The organism is Brevundimonas sp. GW822-FHT03E11, from assembly GCF_058801445.1.
On sequence record NZ_JBXANG010000002.1, the window covers coordinates 226,391 to 251,915 of the forward strand.

Consider the following 25,525-nt stretch of genomic DNA (forward strand, 5'->3'; position numbering starts at 1 on the left):
ATGGTTCCGCCTTGCGTCTGCCCCAGGCCCGTCTCGATCAGGTGCTCGACCGTTTCCACGAGGTGGAGGCCCGGATGGGCGCGGCGACCGACGGGGCCGAGATCGTCCGCCTGTCCAAGGAACACGCCGAGCTGAAGCCCGTCGCCGACGCGGTCCAGGGCCTGGCCCGGCTCCGCGCCGAAATGGCCGATCTGGAGGTGATGGCGTCCGACCCCGAAATGGCCGCCATGGCCCAGGAGGAGCTGCGCGACCTGACCGAGCGCCTGCCGCAGTTGGAGCGCGACGTGGCCCTGCTGCTGGCCCCGCGCGACGCCGATGAAAACGCCTCGGCCGTGCTGGAGGTCCGCGCCGGCACCGGCGGAGACGAGGCGGCCCTGTTCGCCGGCGACCTGTTCCGCATGTATTCGCGCTATGCCTCCACCCGGGGCTGGCGGGTCGAGGTCGACAGCGTCTCCGAGGGCGACGCCGGCGGCTACAAGGAAATCGTCGCCACCGTCACCGGCGAAGGCGTCTTCGGCCGACTGAAGTTCGAGAGCGGCGTCCACCGGGTCCAGCGCGTGCCGACCACCGAGGCCGGCGGCCGCATCCACACCTCGGCCGCCACCGTCGCCGTCCTGCCCGAGGTCGAGGATGTCGAGATCGAGATCCGCGACCAGGACATCCGCATCGACACCTTCCGCAGCTCGGGCGCGGGGGGTCAGCACGTCAACAAGACCGACTCGGCCGTGCGGATCACTCACCTGCCGACCGGCATCGTCGTCACCTCGTCCGAAAAGTCCCAGCACGTGAACCGGGACAAGGCGATGAAGAACCTGCGGGTCCGCCTGTACGACATGCAGCGCCAGGCCAAGGATCTGGCCCGCGCCGACTCGCGCAAGTCCCAGGTGGGGTCTGGCGACCGGTCCGAACGGATCCGCACCTACAACTTCCCGCAAGGGCGGGTGACCGACCACCGCATCGGCCTGACCCTGCACAGCCTGCCCCAGGTGTTGGAGGGCGACATCGACCCCCTGCTGGACGCCCTGATCGCCGAGGACCAGGCCACCCGCCTGGCCGATCTGGAGGCCGAGTTCGGCTAGGCCTGGTTTTCGCCTGGGTCCGCGTCGTCCGCGCCTCCCCTTGGCGTGGGATCGGGCTCGGTTTCTTTAACGATGATCGTGTGCGACCCTGCCGGGACCTTGCCGCCCTTGCCAAACTGTCGTCGCAGCCACGTCCAGGCGGCCCCTATCCCGACCAGGATGAACGCGGCGCCCTTTTTCAGGAAAAGCAGAAGGACGCCTAGGAAGCCGACCTTCTTCGCCACCGCAAGCGCAGCGCCGCCGGCTAGGAGCCCTGCCACGCCATAGGCGGCCTTGTGATCCTGACCCGGCTGGTAATCGGTATAGCGCGACCCCGCATCGAAAATAGCGGTGTTCATCAGGGCCGTCGCCGCCGGTCCCACCTCCGCCAGGTCATCCAAACCGGCGACGATGTTCAGGCTCAACACCCCCCGCCGTCCCAACACACGAACATCATAGTTAAGCGTAGAATCCTGATTGCCGCCGAACTTTAGGACCTTCGCCCATATTAGGTTGTGCTTTTGGGCGTCATAACTCGGAGGTTGAGCCCATCCTGCCAGATGCACAGTCTCAAACCCGTTGGCCTGGCGCTGACGATTATTCTCGTCTTCACCTTCGCGTAGCGTCGTGAGGAGTTGGTCGGGGTCGATCTCGGCGGCGTCCTCGTCCGACACATAGCCGTCGCCCGTGTAGGTCACCACCGCGCCCCATGTGTCATCTAGCGGGGAAAGGCCCTTAGGGAAAATCATACCCAGGACGCCTTCAACAGCCGACGGCGGATTGCCCCAAAGTTCCGTAAGCACGCGGCGGGAGTCCGCCCTATCGAGAAAATAGTAGTCGTCACCAAGCTGCAGCGAAGCGTCAGCGGCGGGAATCGCGATGTGGCCAGAGCGCGGCTTCAGACTCGCGACAATTGCTTCCAACCGCGCCTGTTCGGCGGCTGCCTGCTCAGACGCCACTGGCGTCTCGGCGGCCAGCACACCTGTCGCAGCCAGCACGAAATACATTACGGCCAACGCCGCCATGACCCGTCTAAACATTCTTCCCCCCCAAGCGTGACCATATCGCACGCTTTACGCAGGGTTGCGAGACTGATCGGGCTGGCTATTCTGAGAAACTCGTGAGCCCCTATTCAGCCCAGCACACCGACCGTCGGAAGCCACAGCACGATCCCGGTGGCGGCGGTGTAGCCGGTAAAGGCGTGGACCGACTGGCGGCGTCCGCTGACGGCCTCAGGCTCCCCGATACGAGAGACATGATCGGTCCAGAGCAGGTACAGCGCCTGGACCGTCCATCCCGCCATGAAGGCGACGACAGCCCAGCCGCTGAGGGCCGCCAGGGCCGCGCCAGAAAGCATGACCAGCACGCCGGCCAGAACAATCACGCCGTCCCCGACATGCTCGGCGATGGGGATGGCGACCAGGCCCGACAAGGCCCTTTGCAGACGCCAGTTAAGCCAAGCCTGATACAGAAGCATCAGCCCGCCCAAGACGTAGAACACCCCTATCGCGCGCGCCGCCCATTCCATGGCGGGAATAGGGCGCGCCTTTTGGGCGATTTGTCAGTGCGGAAGAACCCGTAGTCACGCAATGACTGCACCTCTGACGTCGCCAAGACACAAACGCCGATATTCGACACTTAGGCGTTGGCCCGGCGTGAGGCCAACAAAAAAGGCGGCGAAATCGCCGCCTTTTCAGTTTCTTACAGGTCCAGCAGGGCCCGCTGCGGGTCTTCCAGCAGCTCCTTGATCCGCACCAGGAAGGTCACGGCCTCCTTGCCGTCGACGATGCGGTGGTCATAGCTGAGGGCCAGATACATCATCGGCCGGATCTTGACCTCGCCGTTGATGGCCATCGGACGCTGGACGATGTTGTGCATGCCCAGGATGCCGGACTGGGGCGCGTTCAGGATCGGCGTCGACATCAGCGACCCATAGGTGCCGCCGTTGGTGATGGTGAAGGTGCCGCCCTGCAGCTGGTCCATGGTCAGGGCGCCGTCGCGGGCGGCCTTGCCCAGGGCGCCGATGCCCTTTTCGATACCGGCCAGGCTCAGGGTGTCGGCGTCGCGCAGCACCGGAACCACCAGACCCTTGTCGGTGCCGACGGCGACGCCGATGTCATAGTGGTTCTTGTAGATGATGTCCGTGCCGTCGATCTCGGCGTTGACTGCGGGGATTTCCTGAAGCGCGGCGACCACCGCCTTGGTGAAGAAGGACATGAAGCCCAGCTTCACCCCGTGGCGCTTCTCGAAGACTTCCTTGTACTGGGCGCGCAGGGCCATGACATTGGTCATGTCCACCTCGTTGAAGGTGGTCAGCTGGGCGGCCGTATTCTGGGATTCCTTCAGGCGACGGGCGATGGTCTGACGCAGGCGCGTCATCTTCACCCGCTCCTCGCGCGGGGCCAGGGCGCGCGGGGCCGAAGGTGCGGCGGCCGGCGCCGGAGCGGCCGCAGCGGCCCCGATCGCGGCGATGGCGTCGCCCTTGGTGATGTTGCCCTTGGGTCCGGTGGCGGAAATCGCCTTGGGGTCCAGGTTGTTTTCAGCGACCACGCGCTGGACGGCCGGCGAAAGGGTCTCGTTCTTCACCTGGGCCGAACCGGTATTGGCCGGAGCGGCGACCGGCGCCGGGGCGGCGGCGGCGGGCGCAGCAGCGGCTGCGCCGGAGCCCGACACCGAACCGATCTTCTGGCCCGGCGTGACCGTCGCGCCTTCGTCGGCGGCGATGGTCAGGACGCCGTCGGCGGGCGCCGACACCTCGACCGCGACCTTGTCCGTTTCGATCTCGACCAGCAGTTCGTCCTTCTTGACCGTCTCGCCGCTCTTCTTGAGCCACTTGCCCATGGAGCCTTCGGCGACGCTCTCGCCCATGACCGGAACGGTGATGTCGATGCTGGAGGCGGCGGCGGCCGGCGCGGCCTTGGCCTCGCCCTTGGCGGCCTTGGCGGGGGCAGCGGCTGGGGCGGCGGCGGCCGCGCCCCCTTCGGTCACCGAACCCAGGACCGTGCCGGGCGCCACGGTGTCGCCCTCGGCGGCGTTGATGGCGCCCAAGACGCCGTCGGCCGGAGCCACGACTTCCAGAGAGACCTTGTCGGTCTCCAGTTCGACGAGCAGTTCGTCCTTCTTGACCGCGTCGCCGACCTTCTTGGTCCATTTCGCGATGGTGGCTTCGGTGACGGATTCACCGAGGGCGGGGGTCAGGATGTCGGCCATGTCGGGTCCAGCTGTCTCTAGGTCTGTCTTAAACGCTTATCAGGCGAAGGCTTCGTTGGTGAAGGCCTCGAGCTCCTTCAGGTGCCGGCTCATCAGGCCGGCGGCCGTGGAGGCCGAGCCGGGCCGTCCGACATAGCGGGCGCGCTTGGCCGCGACGTCCAGCTTGTCCAGCGTCAGCTCCAGCCACGGATCGACGAAGGTCCAGCCGCCCATGTTCTTCGGCTCTTCCTGGCACCAGACCAGTTCGGCCTTCGGGAAGCGGGCCAGTTCCTTGCGCAGCGACTGGATCGGCCACGGATAGAACTGTTCCAGACGCAGGATGTAGACGTCGTCCACCGCCTGGCCTTCCTTCATCTTCTTCTCGCGCACGTCCAGCAGGTCGTAATAGACCTTGCCCGAGCACAGGATCACGCGGCGGATGTCCTTGTCCGCCTTGATCTTGATCCCGGCGACCTCGGGGCGGGTCTGGGCGTCGTCGTGCAGCACGCGGTGGAAGGACGAACCCTCGGCCAGGTCGCGCAGCGGCGAGACCGCCTTCTTGTGCCGCAGCAGCGACTTGGGCGTCATCAGGATCAGCGGCTTGCGGAACGGCCGGTGCATCTGGCGACGCAGGATGTGGAAATAGTTGGCCGGGGTCGTGCAGTTGGCGACCTGGATATTGTCCTCGGCGCAGGCCTGGAGGAAGCGCTCCAGGCGGGCGGAGGAGTGTTCCGGCCCCTGGCCTTCATAGCCGTGCGGCAGCAGCATGGTCAGGCCGCTCATACGCAGCCACTTGCGTTCCCCGGAGGTGATGAACTGGTCGATCACCACCTGGGCGCCGTTCACGAAGTCGCCGAACTGGCCTTCCCACAGCACCAGGGTGTTCGGGTCGGCCAGGGAATAGCCGTACTCGAAGCCCAGCACCGCCTCTTCCGACAGGGCCGAGTCGATGACCTCAAAATTGGCCTGGCCTTCGCGCAGATTGTTCAGCGGCATGTACCGCTCTTCGGTCGTCTGGTCGATGATGCCCGAGTGGCGCTGGGAGAAGGTGCCGCGCACCGAATCCTGGCCGGACAGGCGCACGGGGAAGCCCTCGTCCACCAGTGAGGCGAAGGCCAGGCTCTCGGCCGTGGCCCAGTCCAGGCCCTCGCCGGTCGAGACCGCCTCGCGGCGAGCCTCGATGACCCGCTTCAGCGTCTTGTGCATGTCGACGCTGTTGGGAATGGTGGTCAGGCGCGCGCCCAGGTCCTGGAGCTTGGCCAGGGGCACCGCCGTATCGCCGCGCAGCTCCTCCTTGGCGGCGCCCATGCCCTTCCACTGGCCGTCCAGCCAGTCGGCCTTGTCCGCCTTGAAGGTCTTGCCCGCCTCGAACTGTTCGTCGAGGAATTTCTCGAACCGCTCGATCTCGGCGTCGACCTCGGCCTGGGAAATCACGCCCTCTGCGATCAGGCGCTGCGAATAGAGTTCGCGCGTCGAGGGCTGGGCGCGGATCTTCGAATACATCAGCGGCTGGGTGAAGGTCGGGTCGTCGCCTTCGTTGTGGCCGAACCGGCGATAGCAGAACATGTCCACCACCGCGTCCTTGTGGAACTTCTGGCGGTATTCCGTCGCCACCTTGGCGGCGAAGACGACCGCTTCCGGATCGTCGCCGTTCACGTGGAAGATCGGCGCCTGGACCATCAGGGCGACGTCCGACGGATAGGGCGACGAGCGCGAGTTCCGCGGGCTGGTGGTGAAGCCGATCTGGTTGTTGATGACGAAATGCAGGGTGCCGCCGGTGCGGTAGCCCTTCAGCCCCATCAGGGCGAAACATTCGGCCACCACGCCCTGGCCGGCGAAGGCGGCGTCGCCGTGGATCAGCAGGGGCACGACCTTGGAGCGGTCCAGAGCCCATTCGGCCTCGGGCTTGCCGGCGTTGGCCTCTCGGATGTCGAAGGCCTGTTTGGCGCGCGCCTTGCCCAGGACGACCGGGTTGACGATTTCGAGGTGCGACGGGTTGGCGGTCAGCGACAGGTGGACGTGGTTGCCGTCGAACTCTCGGTTCGAGGAGGCGCCCATGTGATATTTGACGTCGCCCGAGCCTTCGATGTCGCTCGGCACGGCCGAGCCGCCCTGGAACTCGTGGAAGATGACCTTGTAGGGCTTGCCCATTACGGCGGCCAGCACGTTCAGGCGGCCGCGGTGGGCCATGCCCAGCACCACCTCGTCGACGCCCAGATTGCCGCCGCGCTTGATCACCTGCTCCAGGGCCGGGACCATGGCCTCGCCGCCGTCCAGGCCGAACCGCTTGGTGCCGGGGAAGCGTTTGTGCAGGAAGCGCTCGAAGCCCTCCGCCTCGATCAGCTTGTTCAGGATGGCCAGCTTGCCTTCCTTGGTGAAGGCGTTCTGCTCGAACTTGTCCGGCCCCTCGAACCGCTGCTGAAGCCAGGCCTTCTCCTCCGGCTCGGCGATATGCATGTACTGGATGCCGATATTGCCGCAGTAGGTGCGCTTCAGAATGTCCAGCACCTGGCGGATGGTGCCGGTCTGCAGGCCCAGCACGCCGTCCAGGAAGATCGGCCGATCCAGGTCGGCGCCGCTGAAGCCGTAGAATTCCGGCGTCAATTCAGGATTTTCCACCGGCTGTTCGATGCCCAGCGGGTCCAGATTGGCCTGGAGGTGGCCGCGCACGCGATAGCTGCGGATCAGCATCAGGGCGCGGATGGAATCGTGGGCGGCGGCGCGGATCGCCTCGGGCGAGGCCTCGGCCGGCGCGGCTTTGGAGGCTGCGGGCGCCGGGGCGCCGGGCTTCTTGGGATCAGGCTTAGGCGCCGGCCAGCGGCCGTCGAAGACGGCGGTCGCCTCGGTCGGCTCGGCGACGGCGGCGCGGCCCCAGCCGCCGGCCTCGGCCGAGGCCTTCACGGCGGCGGCGTTGTCGCGCAACTGGTCGAAGAAGGCCTTCCATTCCGCCGAGACCGAGCCGGGATCATTGGCCCATTTCTCGTGCAGCTCCTCGATATAGGCCGCGTTGGACCCGTAGAGGAAGGAGGTCTCGGCAAAGACCTGGTTCAGCCGACCCGCATCGTCCGCCATTGTTCTCGTCTATTCCCTGGCCCCCGCGGACACATCTCCGTGAGGGGCGCGCCCGTCATATAGGCCCGCTTTCCTTATGGGTCATGACCGAAACGGGGCAATTCGGTGAGAAATTGGTCGCATGCCGAAAGAAAAACGCCCCCGGCCGAAGCCGAGGGCGTCCAATCCTGCCGAGACCGGCATTTTTGATGCGTGAGGCGATGCCTACGCCGCTTACGGGTCTCAGCCCTTCAGCACTTCCACCAGGGTCTTGCCCAGACGGGCCGGCGATTGCGACATGCGGATGCCGGCGGCCTCCATCGCCGCGATCTTGGATTCCGCATCGCCCTTGCCGCCCGAGACGACGGCGCCGGCGTGGCCCATGGTGCGGCCCTTGGGCGCCGTGCGACCGGCGATGAAGCCGGCCATCGGCTTCTTGCGGCCCTTCTTGGCCTCGTCGATCAGGAACTGGGCGGCGTCTTCTTCCGCGCCGCCGCCGATTTCACCGATCATGATGATCGAGGTGGTTTCGGGATCGGCCAGGAACATCTCCAGCACGTCGATGAATTCGGTGCCCTTGACCGGGTCGCCGCCGATGCCCACGGCCGTGGTCTGACCCAGGCCCTCATTGGTGGTCTGGAACACGGCCTCATAGGTCAGGGTGCCCGAACGCGACACGATGCCGACCGAGCCCTTCTTGAAGATATTGCCCGGCATGATGCCGATCTTGCACTCGTCCGGCGTCAGGACGCCCGGGCAGTTCGGGCCCAAGAGGCGGGAGTTGGAGCCTTCCAGCCGGCGCTTGACCTTGACCATGTCCATCACCGGAATGCCCTCGGTGATGCAGGTGATGAAGGGGATTTCGGCGTCGATGGCTTCGATGATGGCGGCGGCGGCGCCTGACGGCGGGACATAGATGACCGAGGCGTCGGCGCCCGTGGCGTCCTTGGCTTCGGCGACCGAGGCGTAGATCGGCAGGGTTTCGCCGTGTGAACCGGTCCAGTTCGTGCCGCCCTTGGTCGGGTGGACGCCGGCGACCATCTGGGTGCCGTGATAGGCCAGGGCCTGTTCGGTGTGGAAGCCGCCGGTCTTGCCGGTCAGGCCCTGGACGATGATCTTGGTGTCTTTGTTGACGAGGATGGACATGGAGTCTCGCTTGTTGGGTTAGGCGGGAAGGAAGGGGTTTTCGACACGGACCGACCCATAGGTCTGACCGTGATTGAGGTCTTCGGAATAGAGCACCTTGGCGCCCAGCCGTTCGGCGGCGGCGATGATGGCGCCGTCCCAGTAGGAAATCATGTAACGCTGGGCGTTCTCGATACCGCTGCGGACCACCCTGTAGTCGATGGGCTGGAAGGGCTTCTTGGACAACCGAAACACCCACTCCTGCGCCTCCTCCGGAGTCAGAGGGCGCGCACCCTTGCGTTGGGCGGTGACATAGAATTCGGCCAGAACCTGACCCGAGGTGCCGAAGCGTCGGGTCAGAAGTTCAAGCGCACGATCGTACTTCGCCGGTTCATCGACAGAACCGAGCGCGGCGTAGATCAGGATGTTGGTGTCCAGGAAGACGTCAGCGCCAGCGATCAAAACGAGGCTCGCCGCTATATGCATCTTCTCTGGCGGGGCGCCAGTCGCCCATCCGGCCTTCGCTTTCGCGGGCCAGCTTCAGCAAGGCTTCGGTCGCCTCGTCGTGTTCCGTTTCTTCCTCGACCAGTCGAGCCAGGAAACCGCGCACCATCTCATTGACGCTGGTCCGCTTCATAGCGGCCAGAACACGCACCTTGTCGAGCAGGGCGTCATCTATGGCGAGGGTGATGTTGCGGGTCATGTTCGCGAGCGGGGCGGCTTACACGGGTTATGTGGAGCACATAGGCCGCGTGGACAGACCAGGCAAGCCCGGTCAGATATTCAGTAACAACCCGAGCCGTCGCAAGATCGCCTGCTGCCAGGGTTTCAGGGCGTAGAGGTCCGCGAACAGGGCGGCTTCCTCACCCGCTTCTCGCGCCTGAACATAGGCCGCCTGCTGGCGGCGGCGACGGCGCCCCATTTCGGCGGTGTCGCCCGCCGCGACGCGCCGGTCCCACTTGGCCCGCCAGGCGTCCAAGCCGATGGCGTCGTGATGCAGCAGCCAGGCCGTGCGCCCCGTCCCGGGATCGCGCGCCCGCGCCGCCTTCAACGGCCGGTCCCCGCGCTTGGACTCATGGATGCAGACCATGACGTCAGGCAGGCCACGCCGCACCGCGTGCTTGCCCATGTGATGCGCCAGAAGACCACGAACGAAGAAGCGCCCGCGTCCAGGATAGATCAGGTCTGCGAACTGGTCCGACAAAGGGCCGTGATAGGGTTTGCGCGCCAGCGTGGCTCCATACTCGCGCGTCAGGTCGTCGCCGGCCCGCCACACCGCCTCGAGCGAGGGGAAGATGACCGCCTCGCGTTCGGCCGCCACGGCGCCGAGCACAGCGGAGACGTCGACATCGCCCAGGATCATCTCGTCGATGTCCACGACCAGCAGCCAATCGGAGGCCAGGGTGGAATAGGCCTCGGCATAGACGACCCTCTGGCGATCCTCGACCGCCTGGGGCCGACCACCGCGCGTCGCCCAGAAGGCCGCGTCGCAGACTATAAGATCCTTGGGATCGAGCCCGACCTGGACCGGGTCAGGTGCATCCTCGCCGTCGAAATAGATTCTGATCCGCGCCGGGTGCTTAGCCCGATAATGGTCGGTGAAGGCCGCGAGATGACGCGCGGGCGCCAAAGCCATCGCGACCACTTCGAAATCCGGCAAGGCTCCCTCCGTCCATAGGCGACGACTATGGCGGGGCGTCGCAGCCCTCCGCAACGAGAAACGGCGACGCTGCAAGCAGCGCCGCCGTCAGAGCATCAAAGACGATCTCTTGACGTTTAGCCGACCGCCGCGACGATCTTCTGGGCGGCGTCGTCCAGGTCGTCGGCGGCCTGGATGGTCAGGCCGGACTCGTTCAGGATTTTCTTGCCCAGTTCGGCGTTGGTGCCTTCCAGACGCACGACCAGCGGCACCTTCAGGCCCACTTCCTTCACGGCCGCGACCACGCCCTCGGCGATGACGTCGCACTTCATGATGCCGCCGAAGATGTTGACCAGGATACCCTGGACGTTCGGGTCGGCGGTGATGATCTTGAAGGCCGCCGCGACCTTCTCCTTGCCGGCGCCGCCGCCGACGTCGCAGAAGTTGGCCGGCTCCTTGCCGTACAGTTTGATGATGTCCATCGTCGCCATGGCCAGGCCGGCGCCGTTGACCATGCAGCCGATGTTGCCGTCCAGCGAGACATAGGCGAGGTCCCACTTGGAGGCTTCGATTTCCTTGGCGTCTTCTTCCGTCTCATCGCGCAGGGCGCGGATGTCCTCGTGGCGGAACAGGGCGTTGCCGTCGAAGCTGACCTTGGCGTCCAGGACGCGCAGATGGCCGTCCTTCATGACGATCAGCGGGTTCACCTCCAGCATGTCCATGTCCTTCTCGACGAAGGCCTTGTACAGGGCGGGGAACAGCGACTTGCCGTCTTCGGCTGCGGCGCCCGTCAGGCCGTAGGCGGCGTTGATGGCGGCGACGTCGGCGTCGGTCACGCCCGTGGCGGGGTCGATGACGATGTTCTGGATTTTCTCGGGCGTGTCGTGGGCGACGGTTTCGATGTCCATGCCGCCTTCGGTCGAGACGACGAAGGCGATGCGGCCATAGGCGCGATCAACCAGCAGCGAGCAATACAGTTCACGATCAATGTCGGCGCCGTCTTCGATATAGAGGCGGTTGACCTGTTTGCCGGCCTCGCCCGTCTGGGCGGTGACCAGGGTGTTGCCCAGCATCTCCTTGGCGTGGGCGACGACTTCCTCGATCGAGAAGGCCAGACGCACGCCGCCCTTGGCGTCGGCCGGCAGTTCCTTGAACTTGCCCTTGCCGCGGCCCCCGGCGTGGATTTGCGACTTCACCACATAGAGCGGGCCAGGCAGTTGCTTGGCGGCGGCCTCGGCCTGATCGGCCGAGGTGATGGGCACGCCTGCGGCGACGGGGGCGCCGAAGCCCTTGAGAACCTGCTTGGCCTGATATTCGTGGATGTTCATGGAGACCGCCGCAATCTTTGCTGGGAAGAGTTTGCGGGGCTTATAGGCCCCGCGCCTTCGCAGGTGCAACCGTCTGATTATGACCCTTTAGTCCACCCAGTCCCGCTTCAGCGTCCGCGAGGCCCCAAACAGCAGAATGGCCGCCAGCACATAGAAGCTCATGCCGGTGTAGATGGCCCACCTCAGGCTCTCCTCTCCGAACCGGGGCGCCAGGAGGTCGCTCATCCAGCCGAAATAGTAGAAGCCGACCGCGATCCCCAGCAGATTGTTGATCAGCAGAAACAGGGCCGAGGCGGTGGAGCGCATGGCCGCCGGGACCAGATGCTGGACCGCCGCCGTGATCGGCCCCAGCCAGGCCAGGTTCAACCCCGTGGGCAGAAGGAAGATCAGGAAGGCCAGGATCAGCTGCTGCGCATGGCTGCCCCCGCCCGGCAGGACGAGGCCGATCAGCCAGGGCGAGTTCATCGCCAGGATGAAACAGGGCGCCGAGATCAGAAAGGCCACGGCCGGGGTCAGGGGATAGGCGCCCTTGCCCTTCTTCGACAGCTTGTCGGCGATCATTCCGCCCAGCCAAATGCCCAGGAGGCCGCCGATCAGGGCGATGCCCGAATAGTACCAGCTGGTCTGGCGCAGGCTCAGGTCGAAACTGCGCATGAAGAACAGGGGCAACCAGCCGGCGACGCCATAGCCGCATACGGAGGACGAGGCCGCGCCCAGGGCCAGCAGCCAGAAGCTGGGCTTCTTGATCACGACCGATGCGGTGCGCCGCGCGACCATCAAGGAGGCGCCGATCACCCCAGCCAGCAGGCCGCCGAAGGCGAGCACCAGCGGATTGCCGAGCGACAGACCCAGCAGCCAGTCCAGCCCCCCCAGGACCAGAAGACCGGCGCCCAGGCCCAGCATGATCTGGGCCGCGATCTTGCCCGCCCGATCCGTCCCGACCGGCGCGGCGGCCAGGGCCGCGACCTGGGCTTCGGTCTTCACTGCATCGGTTCCGCCGCGCTTGGGATCCTTGACCGTCAGCCGCAGCAGGGGCGCGACCAGCAGACCCGACAGGCCGACGACGATGAAGGCCGTGCGCCAGCCGTAGGTCGCCGCCAGCAGTCCCCCAACCAGGGTGCCCGCGGCCATGCCCAGCGGAATCCCGAAGGCGAAGGCGGCCAGGGCCCGCGCTCTCTGATGCGGCGGGAAATAGTCGGCGATCAGCGAATAGGCCGGCGCCACCCCGCCCGCCTCGCCCACGCCCACCCCCATCCGGCACAGGAACAGCTGGCCGAACGAGCCGGCCATGCCGCACAGGGCGGTGAAGCCGGACCAGACGGCGAGCGCCCCGGTCATGATCCACACCCGGCTGAACCGGTCGGCCAGCCAGGCCAGGGGAATGGCCAGGGTCGAATAGACCGAGGCGAAGGCGATGCCGCCCAACAGACCGAACTGGCTGTCGGACATGCCGAACTCTTCCTTCAGCGGCGCCGCCAGAATGCCGATGATCTGCCGATCCAGGAAGTTCAGCATGTAGATCAGGATCAGCACCGCCAGCACATAGTAGCGGTAGCCGGGCCGCTCAGGCCGCTCGGGCCGCGCATCCTGGACCGTCAGCGTCTCCGTCGTCATCGGCGTTTCCCCTCGGCGTCTTGTTGTTCGTTGCGGAGAGCCTAGCCGCAAGTCCGCCCTGTGCAAAATAGGCCTGGCGGAGCGAAAAGGGGCGGCGGCCCGGAGACCGCCGCCCCTCGTCGTCAGGCGTGATGAATGGGGATCAGAACTTCAGACCCAGGGTCGCCGTGACGGTGCGCGGCGGGCCGTAGAAGCCGATGATCGAGTCGCCGGTCAGGGCGCCGGGGAAGGTGTAGCCGCCGACGCGATAGCGTTCGTCGCCCAGGTTCTTGCCGTGGACGCCGAAGGTCAGGCGGTCATCGGACGAGGTCCAGACGATGCTGGCGTCATACATCCAGTAGGCATCCTGATCGAGCAGCGGCGCGGGCGTCTCGAACTGTTGGTAGGCACCGCGATAGGCGATCGACGGGATGAAGGCGATCGACGAGCCGTTCTCCATGACCCAGTTGTAGTTGGCCGAGATCGATCCGGTCCATTCCGGCGTGTTCTGGAAGTCGCGCTGCGACGACACATCGACGAAACAGCCGACAACTGTGGGGCAGGTCGTGTTCAGCGGGCCTGTCGGGATGTAGGCCAGGAACTCGTCGAACTTGGCGTCGATGTAGCTCAGCGAGGCGTTGAACGTCAGGGCGTCGGTGGCGCGCAAGCGGCCTTCGAACTCCCAACCGCGGATCGAGGACGAGCCGACATTGTCCACCACCGAGGCGATCGTCGCGCCGGCCGGATACTGGGTCGTGATCTGCTGGTTCTCGTAGCTGGAATCGAAGATCGCGGTGGCGAAGGTCAGGCGACGATCCAGCAGCGAACCCTTCAGCCCGATCTCGTAGGTCTCGACCGTTTCCGGCGCATAGCCGTTGACGGTGGCGGGATACAGGACCGCATCGCCGCGCATGTCGAAGCCGCCCGATTTGAAGCCCTCGCCCCACGAGGCATAGGCCGTCAGGTCGGGGCCGAACTTGTAGTTGACCGCGATGCGGGGCGTGAACTTCTCGAACTCGCGCGTGCGGGTGTAGTTGGTGCGGGGAGCCTCGCCCAAGAACGGCACGGCAGTCGTATTGCCGAAATAGGGGCTGCGGATACCCAAGTAACGCTGACGGAAGACCGTACCTTCTTTCTCGTCCTTGGTGAAGCGACCGCCGACCGAGACCGACAGGGCGTCGGTGACGTCATAGGAGAAGTCGGCGAAGACGGCGTAGCTCTTGGTCGCCACCGAACCCGAGGTCAGGGTCGTCAGATTGGCCAGACCCACGACGGTGTCGAACGCGCCAGAGGCGTTGGCGTCCATATAGTAGACGCCGGCGACGCCGTTCAGACGGCCCGCGCTGACCAGAACCTGGAATTCCTGGCTGAACTGGTCGTCGTCATAGGCGGCGGGGATGTCGAGGATGGGCTGGGGCAGGTTGTCGAAGTCGATATTGCCGCGCGTCAGGCCTTCACGATAGGCGGTGATCGACTTGAAGGTGAACATGTCGCTCATCTCCCACTCGCCGGTCAGCGACACGCCGCGCGTCTGGACGCGGTTCTTGTCGCCGGCGCCGGCGTTGGTGTCATAGACATCGGCGGGCGACGGGGCGAACTCGCGGTGGCCGTGGCGCGCGTTGGAGTCGTCGTTCACCAGATCGCCGGCCAGACGGAAGAACAGGCTGTCGGTCGGGCTCCACTCCGCGCTGGCGCGGAAGGCGGTCACGTCCTTGTTGTAGTGTTCGTTGCCGGTGTTCAGGTTCTTGCCGTAGCCGTCGCGTAGATAGCGGGCCAAGGCGGCCGAGACCTTGAACTCGTCGCTGAAGGGCAGTTGGGCGCTGGCGATCACGTCGCGCTGGTTATAGCTGCCGTAGGAGGCGCGCAGGCGTCCCTCGGGCTCGTCGGCATTGATGCGGCTGGTCACGTATTTGATGGCGCCGCCGATGGTGTTGCGGCCATAAAGCGTGCCTTGCGGTCCGCGCAGCACCTCGACCCGCTCCACGTCGAAGATGTCCAGAACGGCGGCCTGCGGACGGGCCACATAGACGTCGTCGATATACAGGCCGACGCCGGGATCGAAGCCCCACAGCGGATCCTGCTGGCCCACGCCGCGAATGAAGGAGATAAGGGTCGAGTTCGAGCCCCGCGCGGCGTTCAGCGTCAGGCTGGGCGTCGAGCGCGCCAGTTCGGTGATGTCCAGGGCGCCGCGCGCCTCAAGCTGTTCGCCGGTGACGGCGGTCACGGCGACAGGCACATCCTGCAGGCTTTCCGCGCGGCGGCGCGCGGTGACGACGATGTCGTCGACGGTGGCGGCGTCCTGAGCATTCGCGGCCTGAGCGGTCGCCTCCGCGTCCTGGGCGACCGTGGCCCCCGCCAGCACGCCCCACGCCGCGCCGGCCAGCAGCGCGCACTTCACATGACGATTCATGATCCTTAACCCCTTTGTCGTTTCCAGCCTGGTTGACGCTTTTATTCAGCGTTCAATGATTTTCTTGAACCTGACCCGGTTTCGACCGTCTGTCAAACCCCGGGGCTGCCGCAACGTCGTCATCCGCCCACACGGACCGTGCAGCGTGGCGCCGTTGCACCGGCGCCGGCCCTGGCCTAGAGCCTGATCCGTTGAGGAGGAACCGCTTCGCGGTTCCGCTGAAACGGTGAATCAGGCTCCAGATTAAAGCGAGAGCATGATTCACGCTTCTGTCGGAACCGCAAAGCGGTTCCGTCCGAAACGATCATGCTCTAGCGTCGCCGCATGAGCCAGATCCCCGCCGCGCCCCGTCCCGTCGCCGCCGCCCGGCGCAAGACGGCCGCGCCGGATGCGACGCCTGCGCGGCGCGGCCGTCCGCCCAAGGCCCAGGCCAAGGCGGCGGGTGAAACCCGCGAGCTGATCCTGGATGCGGCCGAGGATCTGTTTTCCAAACACGGCTTCTACGGCGTCACCATCCGCGAGGTGGCGCGCGAGGCCGGCGTCGACACCGCCCTGGTCCACTATTATTTCGGAGCCAAGCGAGACCTGTTCGATGCGGTCTTCCTGCGTCGGGCCGAGGTGTGGAACAACGAACGGGTCGCCGCCATCGATCGCTACGCCGCCCAGGCTGAAGAGTCGGGACGCCCCATGACCCTGGAGGGTCTGCTCGAAGCCTTTCTGCGCCCCCCGTTCGAATGGTCGCTTAAGGGCGGGCCGGGCTGGAAACATTATTCCGCCCTGGTGGCCCAGACCAACGCCAACCCGACCTTCGGCGGCGAGACCATGGCCCGCTATTTCGACCCGGCCATCCGCCGGCTGATCGAACTGATCGCCCAGGTCCTGCCCGAGGCCAGCGAGGTGGATCTCTACTGGGGCTATCACAATCTGTCGGGCGCCCTGACCCTGACCCTGGGCGAGACCGGACGTCTGGACCGACTGTCCGGCGGCCGCGCCCGATCCGGGGATCTTCAGACGGCCGGCGACTATATGGTCCGGTTCGCTGCGGCCGGCTTTCGCGCCGTGGCGGGGCTGTCGCCTTCTAGCTGAAGAAGACCGCCCACATCAGCCGGCCCGGCAGGAAGGTCAGAAGGCCCGCCACGATCAGTCCTCCGACGAACATGGAGGTCATGGCCCGCCGATGGACCTGCACCCTGTGGCGACGGGCGGCGTAGACCGCCATGGGCAGGCCGACCACCGTCCAACCGCTGAGCAGATGGATCAAGGACAGGCCCGCAGGCCCGCCGGGATTGATGGCGTGAATGAAGAAGGAGCTGATCGCCGTCGTTCCCATCGCCGCCACCCAGGCCCAGCCCAGCGTCCGGTGCAGCCGCGTGCCCTTCACCCCGATCAGCAGCACGATCCCGATCGCCAGGGCCGTCAGGGCGGCCGCCACATGAACTTGGATCGCCGTCGGCGCGGCGGCCAAGAGGTCCAGCTTCGGCGCGTGCGGACGGAAGCCCAGCCGTGCGATCTGACCATCGTCTCGGGTCAGATAGAAGAGGATCGGAACGCCGAGCAGGAGAAGACCGGCGGCGGACGGCAGATGACGGGCGAGGCGGGACATGGGACGAAGGCTCCGGGAAAACTCGCCCCCTTCCTGATGGGGCTGCGATCGCCGCGCACCCGTCTCTGCGCGAACGACCACATCGACTTCGCGAACGTCCGCCCCCTTCCGCCCTGAAGGAAATCATGGTTTCAGATCGGCCTTGGAAGACAGAAGGCCCTCATGACGTCACCCGCCGCCGACCGCCGTCGAACCTTTCTGCGCGGGCTTGTCGTGGCTGTCCTGGTCGGCGTCTTCCTGGCCTCGACCGGCGCCTTCGGCAGCGCCGGCGCGCCCTATCTGGAACGGCTGGCCTATTGGGTTCTGATGATGATCCTCGGCGGCCTTTGGGGCCACCTGTGCAGCGGTTTGGTCACGCGCTTCATCGACGTGGACGACCGGCCGTGGCTGACGGTCGGCCTGATGACGGCGGTCATCACCGGCCCGCTGAGCCTGATCGTCTGGGCCGCGACGGGCCTCTTCTTCGCCCAGCGGCTTTACCCGCTGTCCGCCCTGCCCCAGCTGTTCGGCCCGGTCCTGATCGTCACCCTGGCGGTGACGACGGTCAATGTCTTCCTGGGCCGCGCCCAGCCGGTTCAGACCCACGCCGCGCCGCCCAGCCAGCCGACCCGTCCGGCGCGCTTTCTGGATCGCCTGCCCCCCAGGCTGAAGGGCGCGACCCTCTACGCCGTTCAGGCCGAGGACCACTATCTGCGCCTTCACACCGATCGCGGCTCGGACCTGATCCTGATGCGCCTGTCCGACGCGGTCGAAGAGTTGGAGGGACTGGAAGGCGCCCGCACCCACCGCAGCTGGTGGGTGGCCCGTTCGGCCGTGCGCGGCGTCGAGCGCGGCGACGGCCGCGCCACCCTGACCTTGGAGGGCGGGCTGAACGTCCCGGTCAGCCGCCGCTACGCCCGCACCCTGCGCGAAGCCGACTGGTGGTGAAGCGTCGGGCCGCCTCAAGTGGCGGGGTACTCTGCCATGGCCAACTGATCGACCAAAGCATCCACGGACATCTCGGCTTCCGAGATCGAGGCGGCGAGACGATCGTCGGAAAACTCGTCGTATTCAACGGCGACGACTTCGCTTTCGTAAAGACCGATGTAGGCAAGGGGAATCTTCAGCCCCGCCTCCACGAGATTCATGTGCGCCAAACGGCCGTCCGGTCCATAACCATAGTCACCACGCGCCGTCAGAATGATCAGACGCTTGCCTGTCGGCAGCATAGGCCAATAGGGAACGTCTGATCGCGCGCGATCGAAACCGAAGGTCACCCCGACACGCACCACATTGTCGATCCAAGCCTTTAGCGGTGCGGGCAATCCGAAATTGTACATGGGCGCGCCGATGACGACGAGATCCGCCTTCATCAAGGCGTCAGTCAAGGCGTCGCTCTCCGCCAATACGACCTTCTGAGCTTCCGTGCGCAGTTCAGGCGGACAGAAGGCGGCGGCGATCCAGGCCTGGCTCACCGGCGTCGGCGGCGTCCGTCCCACGTCAAGATAATCGACGATGTCCTGCGGCCTCATCTCCCTCCAACGATGGATGAAACGTCGACTGAGGCGGCGGGTATGCGATCCATGCTTGTCGCGCCCGGACTCTCCCTGCCGTGCGCTGGAGTCGATGTGAAGCAGGCGAATTGGGTCTAGGATGGAGGGGCTCATGACAAGCTGAACTCACGTGATATGGAAGACATGCGAGCTTATTTTTCTGTAGGTAGGGTTGACGAACGCAAAATTTTCGATGGATGGGTGAAATGGATTCATCCGTAGTGACACAGCGAAGACTGCCGCCCCTGGGGGCTTTGCGCGCGTTCGAGGCGGCCGCCCGACGTCTGAGCTTCCGGCGCGCGGCCGAAGAGCTTTGCGTGACGCCGACCGCTGTCAGCCATCAGGTCCGCCTTTTGGAAGAGTGGCTGGGACAGCCGCTCTTCCTTCGCCTAGTCCGCCGGGTGGTCTTGACGAAGGCCGGCGAAACGCTTCTTCCAACCCTCCAGGGCGGCTTCGACGCCTTCGAACGAACGCTTGCGGACATCCGGCAGCACGACCGGCGAAAGGCGGTGACCTTGACCGCGCCCGTCCTCTTCACCGCGCGGCGGCTGATCCCGGCCCTCGCAGATTTCCAGGCCGGCGATTTGGATTTGCGGCTCCACGCGAGCGACGCCGTGGTCGATCTCAACGGAGGCGGAGCCGATCTGGCGGTGCGCTATGGAGCCGGCCCCTTTTCCGGCTTGGTGTCAGAACCGCTCGTCTCGGAACGTTTCGGCGTGGTCAGCAGCCCTCGTCTCCGCCTGACCCGCGTCGACGACCTGTTTAGCGTCCCCTTGCTTCATATCGACTGGAGACGCGCCGGGGACGACCCCGATTGGAAGCGATGGGCGACGGAGGCTGGGCTAAGCGGATTGGCCGTGGAAAAGGGCGCTCGCTTCTCTGACGACACCCATGCGTTGGCCGCCGCGACAGCGGGCCGGGGCGCCGCAATCGCGGCCCTTGAGCTGGCGCGACCCGAGCTGGAAGCGGGGCTTCTGGTCAATCCCTTCGGTCCGATTCTCCAGGGGCAACCATACCATTTGGCCGCGACCCCTGAAGCTTGGGAGGACGAAAGGGTTCAGGCGGTGGCGTCTTGGCTCAGACAGGCGATCATCGGGGCAGCGGCCGACTGAAGATAGGCGCCTAGCTGTGACTCAGCCGGCCTCGTCTCTGGTTGCCAACGCCGCCACCGAGGCGGCGCAGCCGGTCAGGGTGTCGTCGCCGATCTCGACCTTGGCCGTCAGCGGATAGGCGCGATCGCTCATGCCGTCCGAACATTCCGTGGCGATCAGGACGACGTTTAGCGCTTCGTTCAGATCGGTCGAGGTGGCGTAGGTCGCAACCGTGCCCTGCACCGTGGCGCCCCGGTTCGGCGCATGCTGCGCCGGCTGATCCACACGGGTGTAGGTCAGGCCGTCCGGCGTGATTTCGACGCTCCAGAAGGGTTCGGTTCCGAGAGCGCGCACCGGCTTGCCCAGATCGACGCCCGCCAGCACGGGGGCGGGCTCGGGCGGCGGCGCCGCCTCCGGCGCTTGATCCTTGCGATCATAGCAGCCCGCCAGCAGGGGCAGGACCAGAATGATCGCCGTCAGGGCGGCGGGGATCGGGCGCATGCGGAGACCTCTCTCGATTGGCCAGCAAGTGTGGGCGACATCCTCTTCGGTCAAGGGCGGCGGCTGAGTTATGGTGCGGGAATGTCGATTCGCCTGACCGCATACGAGTTCTTCGCCGGCGGCGGTTTGGCCGGCCTCGGCCTGAACGGGGCGAATCCCGGCGGCGTCTCGGGAATAGAGACCGTCTTCGCCAATGACATGGACCGGGCCAAGGCGGCCGCCTTCACGGCCAATCATCCACGGATCCCGTTTCATCTGGGCGACGTCTGGGACCTGACGACGGCGGACCTGCCCGGCGCGCCGGACCTGGCCTGGGCTTCGTCCCCCTGCCAGGACGTCAGCCTGGCGGGTGGGCGCGGCGGGCTGACGGCGGGGCGGTCCGGCGCCTTCTGGGGTTTCTGGCGTCTGATCGAGGGCTTGTCGCGCGAGGGACGCGCGCCCGGGATCATCGTTCTGGAGAATGTAATCGGTCTGTTGACCTCGGGCGCAGCGCAGGGCGAGGACTTCGCCGCCGTCTGCACGGCCATGGCGGCCGGCGGCTGGCGGATCGGGGCCTTGGAGATGGACGCCGCCCACTGGCTGCCCCAGTCGCGCCCGCGTCTGTTCGTCGTCGCCATGGCCGAAGAGATTGCTGCGGCGGCGCCGCAGACGCGCGCGCCGAACGGGCCTTTCCACTCGTCCCGGCTGATCGCGGCTGAGGCCCGTCTGCCGCAGGCGGCGCGTGACGCCTGGACCTGGTGGAGCCTGCCGGTCCCCTCGCGCCGCAATCTTGATCTCGACGCCCTGCTCGAACCGGACGAGACCGCCGTCTGGCTCGACGACGGCGAGGCGATCCTGGCCCTGGCCGCTCCGCTGCACCGCGCCCGGCTGGAGGCGGCGATCGCCTCGGGCCGGCGCACGGTCGGCGCGGCCTATCGCCGGGTTCGCCGAGAAAACGGCCGCAAGGTCCAGCGGCTCGAAATCCGGTTCGACGGCCTGGCGGGCTGCCTCAGAACGCCGGCCGGCGGTTCGTCGCGCCAATATGTCGTCGTCTGCGACGGGGGACGCGCTCGGGTGCGGCGGCTGACCGGCCGCGAGGCGGCGCGCCTGATGGGCGTGTCGGACGACTATCTGTTGCCGCCCAGCCAGAGCGCGGCCCTGAAGCTGATGGGCGACGCCGTCGCCGTGCCGGTGGTGCGCGCCCTGGCGGAGGGACTGCTGAAGCCCGCGCTTTCGGCGCGGCGAGCGGCGGCCTGAGGCGTCAGGCCGCCCAAGACCTCAGCGCTGGACCCACTGGCCCTGGGCGTTTCGATACCATTGGCCGGCCGGAATCCGGGGCAGAAGCTGGCTCTGGAACATCCGGGCCCCGGCCACGTCGGGGGTGGCGCCCGCCTCGGCGGCGCTGCGGGCGTAGGCGGCGCGGCGGCCGGCGTTGGTCGCTTCGACGGCCGCGCGCAGATCGGCGTCGGCGCTTGAGGTGCGGAAGCCCAGATAGCCGTCCGCCTGTTCACCCACGACCCCGGCGGCCTTGGCCTGATCGATCATGGCCTTTTGGGCGCTGGTCTGAGCCAGGGCGGCGCCGGCCATGGAGACGGCGGCGGCGACGGCGCCGACGGCGATAAATCTGCGAAAGCTCATGTCAGCCTGTCCTTTCAGGAAAAAGCGAGGCGATCAGAAGAGGTTGGGGTTCTGTTGCAGCAGTTGCTGCAACTCTTGATCCAGCCGGACACGCACGTCTGCGTCCAATTTGGCGTAGATCTGGATGGGCGCAACCTCCAGACGGACCGTCGGGGCGCAGGCCGCGACGGCCGCGGCGGCGGCTCCGAGGCCCAGTCCGGCCAACTGGCGCTTGGTGATCATGGCTTAGACTCCGGCTCGATCAGGTTTGAAGATGCAATAGCACGGCTGCGCGTGAACGGTCTCTGAATGGCCGGGTTCACGGCGCCGCCTCTTCCTGCTGCCCTTGGCGGGCGCGATTCACCGCCAGCAGATCCGAGAACAGCTGATTGGCGTTCAGGGTCGTGTCCAGCGTCAGGTCGATCTGGGTGCCGGACGGCAGGGGCAGTTCCCGCTTGAGGAATTCGCGACTGATCAACTCCGCCAGGGTCAGACGCAGTTCCTGACGTTGGGGCGGCGCGTGCCGGCCGCGAATACGGAACAGAACCGACAGCCGCCCGCCGTCCAGACTGTTCACATCGGCGCTGAGCACGTCGAAGGCCAGGTTCTCCATCGCCTGATAGGCCAGATCCTCGACCATGTTCGGCGGCACATCCCCGCCTCCGCCGGCGTCCACGTCGGTCAGCACCTCGCGCTTGATCGACAGCCGTCCCGGCTGGACCGCCGCCAGGGACCCGTTGCGGATCGTCAAGCCGGTCTTGGGATCCATGGTGAAGGGCAGACGGCCCGAGACCACCGCATCCAGCACCACCTTGTCGTCGAAACCGGTGTCGGCCACCACATCGCCCAGTTGGACCCGGTCCAGCACCACCACCCCGTCATAGGGCTGGGCGGCGTCCAGCGGCACGACGAACGGCTCCACCGAGACGACGCCGCCGCCGGCTTGAACCGAGCCTGCGGAGATCTTGATCCCGGCTGCGTCGACGGCGAAGGTCAGGTCCAGATCCGTCGCCTCCGTCCCCACGGCCAGACTGTCCACCGTCAGCTTCTGATCCGGCGCGGTGATCAGCGGCGTCAGGCTGGTGAAGACGATGTCGCCCTTGACGCCCTTGACCGCCCCGGCCGGGCTGACGAAGTCCAGCCCCGGCACGCTCAGACGCCCGCTCGACGTGGGTTCGGCGGTCTTGGTCCAGTCGAACCGGCCCTCGAAGGCGACCGAACCGGTCACGGGCGACTGCACCAGGTCTGCAACCAGGGGCGTCAGCATGGCTGGTTGCAGGCCGCCCTCGACGAAGGTCACCTGGGGAACCGAAATCTGGAGGCCGCCGGCGCCGCTGCGGCCGTCGTGGGTCAAGGTCAACCGCCCCAAGGCGGCCCCCGCCGCCTTGCCGGTCCCTTCCAGGTCGAAACCGCCGCGCCACACCTCCTCGGCCAGCCGCACCTGTCCGACGGCGGCGAGCGGTTCGAACCGCTTCGGGGTCAGGGCGTCCACCGCCCGCGCCTGGGTCACCGTCGCCGTCAGCCCCACGCCGGAGGATGCGCCCTCCACCGTCACCCGACCGGCGGCCCCTTCGAACCGCATGCCCAGGAAGGGCGCCTGGGCCGAAAGGCGATCAAAGCCGCCGACGACGCGCCAGACCCCCTCCTTGGCGCTGAGCAAGGGCGCGTCCGTGGGACAGAGGGCGCCGGCGACTTCATGGACGTCGTTCTCGTCCAGCTCCAGCCGTTCGACCGTCAGGTCCACACATTCGGGGGTGGTGTAGGTGATCCGTCCGTCCGCAAGGGCCAGAAGCCCCCGCGTCCGGGCGTCGATCCCGCGCGCCACGTCGAAATCCAGTCGCGCACGGCCGTCCAGTTGAGCCTCGAAGCCGGCGTCGGTCAGCCGCCACTGCGGCACGTCCACCTCCATTTCCGGCAGTCCCCGTCCCCGCGTCGCCGTCAACCTCAGCGCGCCGCCGCCCAGCCGTCCCGGCTCGGCGGCGTAGGCGGTCTGGCCCGCCGGCTGCGACAGGGTCAACACGCCGCCGTTGGCGGGCTTGGCCGTGACCGGTCGCAGGACGCTGGCCTCCGTCCCGGCCGACCCTGTGACCAGGCGAACCGCCGGGGCGTTCAGGGCGAAACCGCCCAACGCCCGCTTCATCTCGGCCAGTTCGGCGATGTCGTCGGGCCCGACCGGCCCGAACAGGGGCCAGGCGCCGTCCGCCGACCGGATTGCGCCCTGGGCGACGATGCGGACCGCCTCGTCCTTGACGACGTCCAGGCTCAGATCGGCGGTCCCACGCCTTAACGTCAGGTCGCCCCAGCCGATACGGTCGAAGCCGGCCTTGACCGGCCCGGTCGCCTCGAAAGCCGCGTCGCGCCCGCCCAACGTCAAGGCTCCGGAACGGATCGAAAGACCGCGCGCCTCGACCCCGCCCGCCGCGCCGGCCTCGGCGGTCAGGACCAGCGGCGTCTCCAGCCCCCAGCCCAGGGCGTCTGCGCGCTTGACCTCAAGGCGTCCGCCCTCCGCCCGGACCCGCGCCTGCGTCGCCTTCAGCCGGGGACCGTCCACGGCCGCCGCCGCCAAGGCCAGGCCGGTCTCGCCGTCCAGCTGGAAGTCTTCGATCCATCCGGCGGTTCGACCGTCGAACCGGGCCTGGATCTCTGCATCACGCGCCTGGGTCGCCCCCAGGCCGAGAACCTCGCCCGTCAAACGCGCATGGAGGCGCGCGCGACCATCGCCGCGTCGCGTCTTCAAATCCGGATAAGGCAGGTCTCCGTCCAGGCTCAGCAGGGCCCGACGCCCGCTCAGGCCGGCGCCGACGAAACGCTCGGCCTCACCACGCAATTTCAATTTCACCCGGTCGCCGGTCGTCGTCAGATCGATCGCAGCGGCGAACCCCTGGGCCTGAACCTCGCCGCTTTGAAGCACGGTCGCCGGAACCGCCGCCTTCAGCCGCATCAGCTTGCCGTCGTCCACCCGCGCATCGCCCAGAATCCGCACGGCGCCGTAGTCCGTCTCCAACAGCGCCCGGCCGTCTTCGACGATGACCAGGGGCGCGCGCGCATCCGGACGCGGCGGGCCGCCCGTGAAGGATTTGATCACCGGGTCCAGCGATCCGAACGCCAGCTTCCCGTCCTTCCAACTGGCGCGCATCACCGGCCTGACCAGTCGAACGCGGCTGGGCGTCACTCCCAGCCCCGTCTTCGACCAGGGCCAGGCCACGGCGTAGTCCACCTCGACCCGCTCGACCGTCACGTCCGGATTTTTGGGATCGCCGATGCGGATACGCCCGACGAAGCCGTCCAGCTCGATCCGCTCGACCTCGACCTCCGCCTGGACCCCGCGCCGGTCCAGCCAACCCACCAGGACCTCGCGCGCCGCCGCTCGACGATTCAGATAAAGCGCCGCCAGCAGGAGGGCGACGACCAGCACCCCAACGCCGGCGACGCGGCCGAGCCGACGCAGCGGATCGTTCCGCCGGGACGGCGGACGCGACCGGTCGGATGGCGTCGTCGTATCGGTCAAACGTCCAGACCGGAAAGCGAAAGAACCATTTTCCAGACCGCCATCGCTGCCCCCGATGAAGATTTACGCCCCAAGCGTCGCCTTGAAGACGCGCGTCCGCAACGTCCGTTCTCATCTTCCGTTGCAGCCAAGCGGGGCGACAAGAGGGCAACCTATGGAACGGGGGCAGGACGACTACGCACCCTTACGGGCTTGAGCCGTCTCTTAACGCCTTGTAAGCAACCGCCTTCCCAAAGTGGAACAGGCGAGGTATAGGCCTAGCCTTCGCATTTTCAGGAATGCGGCGCAGTTTGGTGACTAT

The 25,525-nt window shown here is 66.8% G+C and carries 22 protein-coding genes; 5 read left to right on the forward strand and 17 right to left on the reverse strand.

Annotated elements, in window-relative coordinates:
• Positions 1-11: 11 nt before the first annotated feature.
• On the forward strand, positions 12-1,079 hold the full coding sequence (prfA, locus tag AC1RKE_RS04005) for a peptide chain release factor 1 (protein ID WP_395941832.1): 1,068 nt from the start codon (positions 12-14) through the stop codon (positions 1,077-1,079).
• Here the strand turns inward: prfA and AC1RKE_RS04010 are convergent.
• The 11 genes from AC1RKE_RS04010 to AC1RKE_RS04060 form a co-directional block, all read right to left on the reverse strand.
• Complete coding sequence (locus AC1RKE_RS04010; protein ID WP_348684186.1) at positions 1,076-2,065, reverse strand: DUF2167 domain-containing protein; 990 nt, start codon at positions 2,063-2,065, stop codon at positions 1,076-1,078. The genes prfA and AC1RKE_RS04010 overlap by 4 nt on opposite strands.
• Positions 2,066-2,190: 125 nt before the next feature.
• The gene (locus AC1RKE_RS04015; protein ID WP_483458129.1) at positions 2,191-2,535 is read right to left on the reverse strand and encodes a hypothetical protein; all 345 of its coding nucleotides are present in this window, start codon (positions 2,533-2,535) and stop codon (positions 2,191-2,193) included.
• A 224-nt stretch (positions 2,536-2,759) separates the two neighbouring features.
• Entirely contained in the window at positions 2,760-4,268 is a 1,509-nt protein-coding gene (odhB, locus tag AC1RKE_RS04020) for a 2-oxoglutarate dehydrogenase complex dihydrolipoyllysine-residue succinyltransferase (RefSeq protein ID WP_348684183.1), read from the reverse strand.
• 39 nt (positions 4,269-4,307) lie between these two features.
• Complete coding sequence (locus tag AC1RKE_RS04025) at positions 4,308-7,319, reverse strand: 2-oxoglutarate dehydrogenase E1 component (protein ID WP_054764267.1); 3,012 nt, start codon at positions 7,317-7,319, stop codon at positions 4,308-4,310.
• 222 nt (positions 7,320-7,541) lie between these two features.
• Positions 7,542-8,444: a succinate--CoA ligase subunit alpha gene (gene sucD / locus AC1RKE_RS04030; protein ID WP_054764268.1), complete on the reverse strand. Its 903-nt coding sequence runs from the start codon at positions 8,442-8,444 to the stop codon at positions 7,542-7,544.
• Between the two features lie 18 nt (positions 8,445-8,462).
• Positions 8,463-8,885 carry a PIN domain-containing protein gene (locus tag AC1RKE_RS04035; RefSeq protein ID WP_182713871.1) on the reverse strand — a complete coding sequence of 141 codons (423 nt, stop codon included), beginning with the start codon at positions 8,883-8,885 and terminating at the stop codon, positions 8,463-8,465.
• Entirely contained in the window at positions 8,869-9,126 is a 258-nt protein-coding gene (locus tag AC1RKE_RS04040) for a ribbon-helix-helix protein, CopG family (RefSeq protein WP_054764270.1), read from the reverse strand. Before AC1RKE_RS04040 ends, AC1RKE_RS04035 begins: the two co-directional genes overlap by 17 nt.
• A gap of 72 nt (positions 9,127-9,198) precedes the next feature.
• Entirely contained in the window at positions 9,199-10,083 is an 885-nt protein-coding gene (locus tag AC1RKE_RS04045) for a hypothetical protein (RefSeq protein ID WP_182713870.1), read from the reverse strand.
• Between the two features lie 116 nt (positions 10,084-10,199).
• Positions 10,200-11,390 (reverse strand): ADP-forming succinate--CoA ligase subunit beta, encoded by a 1,191-nt coding sequence (sucC, locus tag AC1RKE_RS04050; RefSeq protein WP_201463390.1) that lies wholly within the window; start codon positions 11,388-11,390, stop codon positions 10,200-10,202.
• Between the two features lie 87 nt (positions 11,391-11,477).
• Positions 11,478-13,004: a spinster family MFS transporter gene (locus AC1RKE_RS04055; protein ID WP_228185937.1), complete on the reverse strand. Its 1,527-nt coding sequence runs from the start codon at positions 13,002-13,004 to the stop codon at positions 11,478-11,480.
• A 142-nt stretch (positions 13,005-13,146) separates the two neighbouring features.
• Positions 13,147-15,393, reverse strand: coding sequence for a TonB-dependent receptor (locus AC1RKE_RS04060; RefSeq protein ID WP_054764273.1), 2,247 nt, complete (start codon positions 15,391-15,393; stop codon positions 13,147-13,149).
• Positions 15,394-15,717: 324 nt separating this feature from the next.
• Here AC1RKE_RS04060 and AC1RKE_RS04065 point away from each other — a divergent pair, with 324 nt between their 5' ends.
• A complete protein-coding gene (locus AC1RKE_RS04065) occupies positions 15,718-16,479 on the forward strand; it encodes a TetR/AcrR family transcriptional regulator (protein WP_348683882.1) in 762 nt (253 codons plus the stop codon).
• On the opposite strand, the gene AC1RKE_RS04070 is transcribed toward AC1RKE_RS04065, so the two are convergent.
• Positions 16,472-16,996 carry a DUF2306 domain-containing protein gene (locus tag AC1RKE_RS04070; protein WP_348683880.1) on the reverse strand — a complete coding sequence of 175 codons (525 nt, stop codon included), beginning with the start codon at positions 16,994-16,996 and terminating at the stop codon, positions 16,472-16,474. The two genes, AC1RKE_RS04065 and AC1RKE_RS04070, sit on opposite strands and share 8 nt — an antisense overlap.
• 162 nt (positions 16,997-17,158) lie before the next feature.
• Here AC1RKE_RS04070 and AC1RKE_RS04075 point away from each other — a divergent pair, with 162 nt between their 5' ends.
• Positions 17,159-17,923: a LytTR family DNA-binding domain-containing protein gene (locus AC1RKE_RS04075; RefSeq protein ID WP_336968032.1), complete on the forward strand. Its 765-nt coding sequence runs from the start codon at positions 17,159-17,161 to the stop codon at positions 17,921-17,923.
• 14 nt (positions 17,924-17,937) lie between these two features.
• On the opposite strand, the gene AC1RKE_RS04080 is transcribed toward AC1RKE_RS04075, so the two are convergent.
• Entirely contained in the window at positions 17,938-18,642 is a 705-nt protein-coding gene (locus AC1RKE_RS04080) for an FMN-dependent NADH-azoreductase (protein WP_183216581.1), read from the reverse strand.
• 92 nt (positions 18,643-18,734) lie between these two features.
• On the opposite strand from AC1RKE_RS04080, the gene AC1RKE_RS04085 reads away from it, so the two are divergent.
• The gene (locus AC1RKE_RS04085) at positions 18,735-19,640 is read left to right on the forward strand and encodes a LysR substrate-binding domain-containing protein (protein WP_287395206.1); all 906 of its coding nucleotides are present in this window, start codon (positions 18,735-18,737) and stop codon (positions 19,638-19,640) included.
• 21 nt (positions 19,641-19,661) lie between these two features.
• Here AC1RKE_RS04085 and AC1RKE_RS04090 read toward each other — a convergent pair whose 3' ends face one another.
• Complete coding sequence (locus AC1RKE_RS04090; RefSeq protein ID WP_233455856.1) at positions 19,662-20,120, reverse strand: COG3650 family protein; 459 nt, start codon at positions 20,118-20,120, stop codon at positions 19,662-19,664.
• An 81-nt stretch (positions 20,121-20,201) separates the two neighbouring features.
• On the opposite strand from AC1RKE_RS04090, the gene AC1RKE_RS04095 reads away from it, so the two are divergent.
• Positions 20,202-21,356, forward strand: a complete 1,155-nt coding sequence (locus AC1RKE_RS04095; RefSeq protein WP_348683875.1) for a DNA cytosine methyltransferase — start codon at positions 20,202-20,204, stop codon at positions 21,354-21,356.
• Between the two features lie 21 nt (positions 21,357-21,377).
• Here the strand turns inward: AC1RKE_RS04095 and AC1RKE_RS04100 are convergent, their stop codons facing one another.
• The 3 genes from AC1RKE_RS04100 to AC1RKE_RS04110 all read right to left on the reverse strand — a co-directional run bounded on the left by AC1RKE_RS04100 (position 21,378) and on the right by AC1RKE_RS04110 (position 25,224).
• Positions 21,378-21,737 carry a DUF1318 domain-containing protein gene (locus tag AC1RKE_RS04100; RefSeq protein ID WP_054764279.1) on the reverse strand — a complete coding sequence of 120 codons (360 nt, stop codon included), beginning with the start codon at positions 21,735-21,737 and terminating at the stop codon, positions 21,378-21,380.
• Between the two features lie 33 nt (positions 21,738-21,770).
• A complete protein-coding gene (locus AC1RKE_RS04105) occupies positions 21,771-21,959 on the reverse strand; it encodes a YnbE family lipoprotein (protein ID WP_054764280.1) in 189 nt (62 codons plus the stop codon).
• A gap of 76 nt (positions 21,960-22,035) precedes the next feature.
• Entirely contained in the window at positions 22,036-25,224 is a 3,189-nt protein-coding gene (locus AC1RKE_RS04110) for an intermembrane phospholipid transport protein YdbH family protein (RefSeq protein ID WP_348683872.1), read from the reverse strand.
• Between the last annotated feature and the right edge of the window lie 301 nt (positions 25,225-25,525).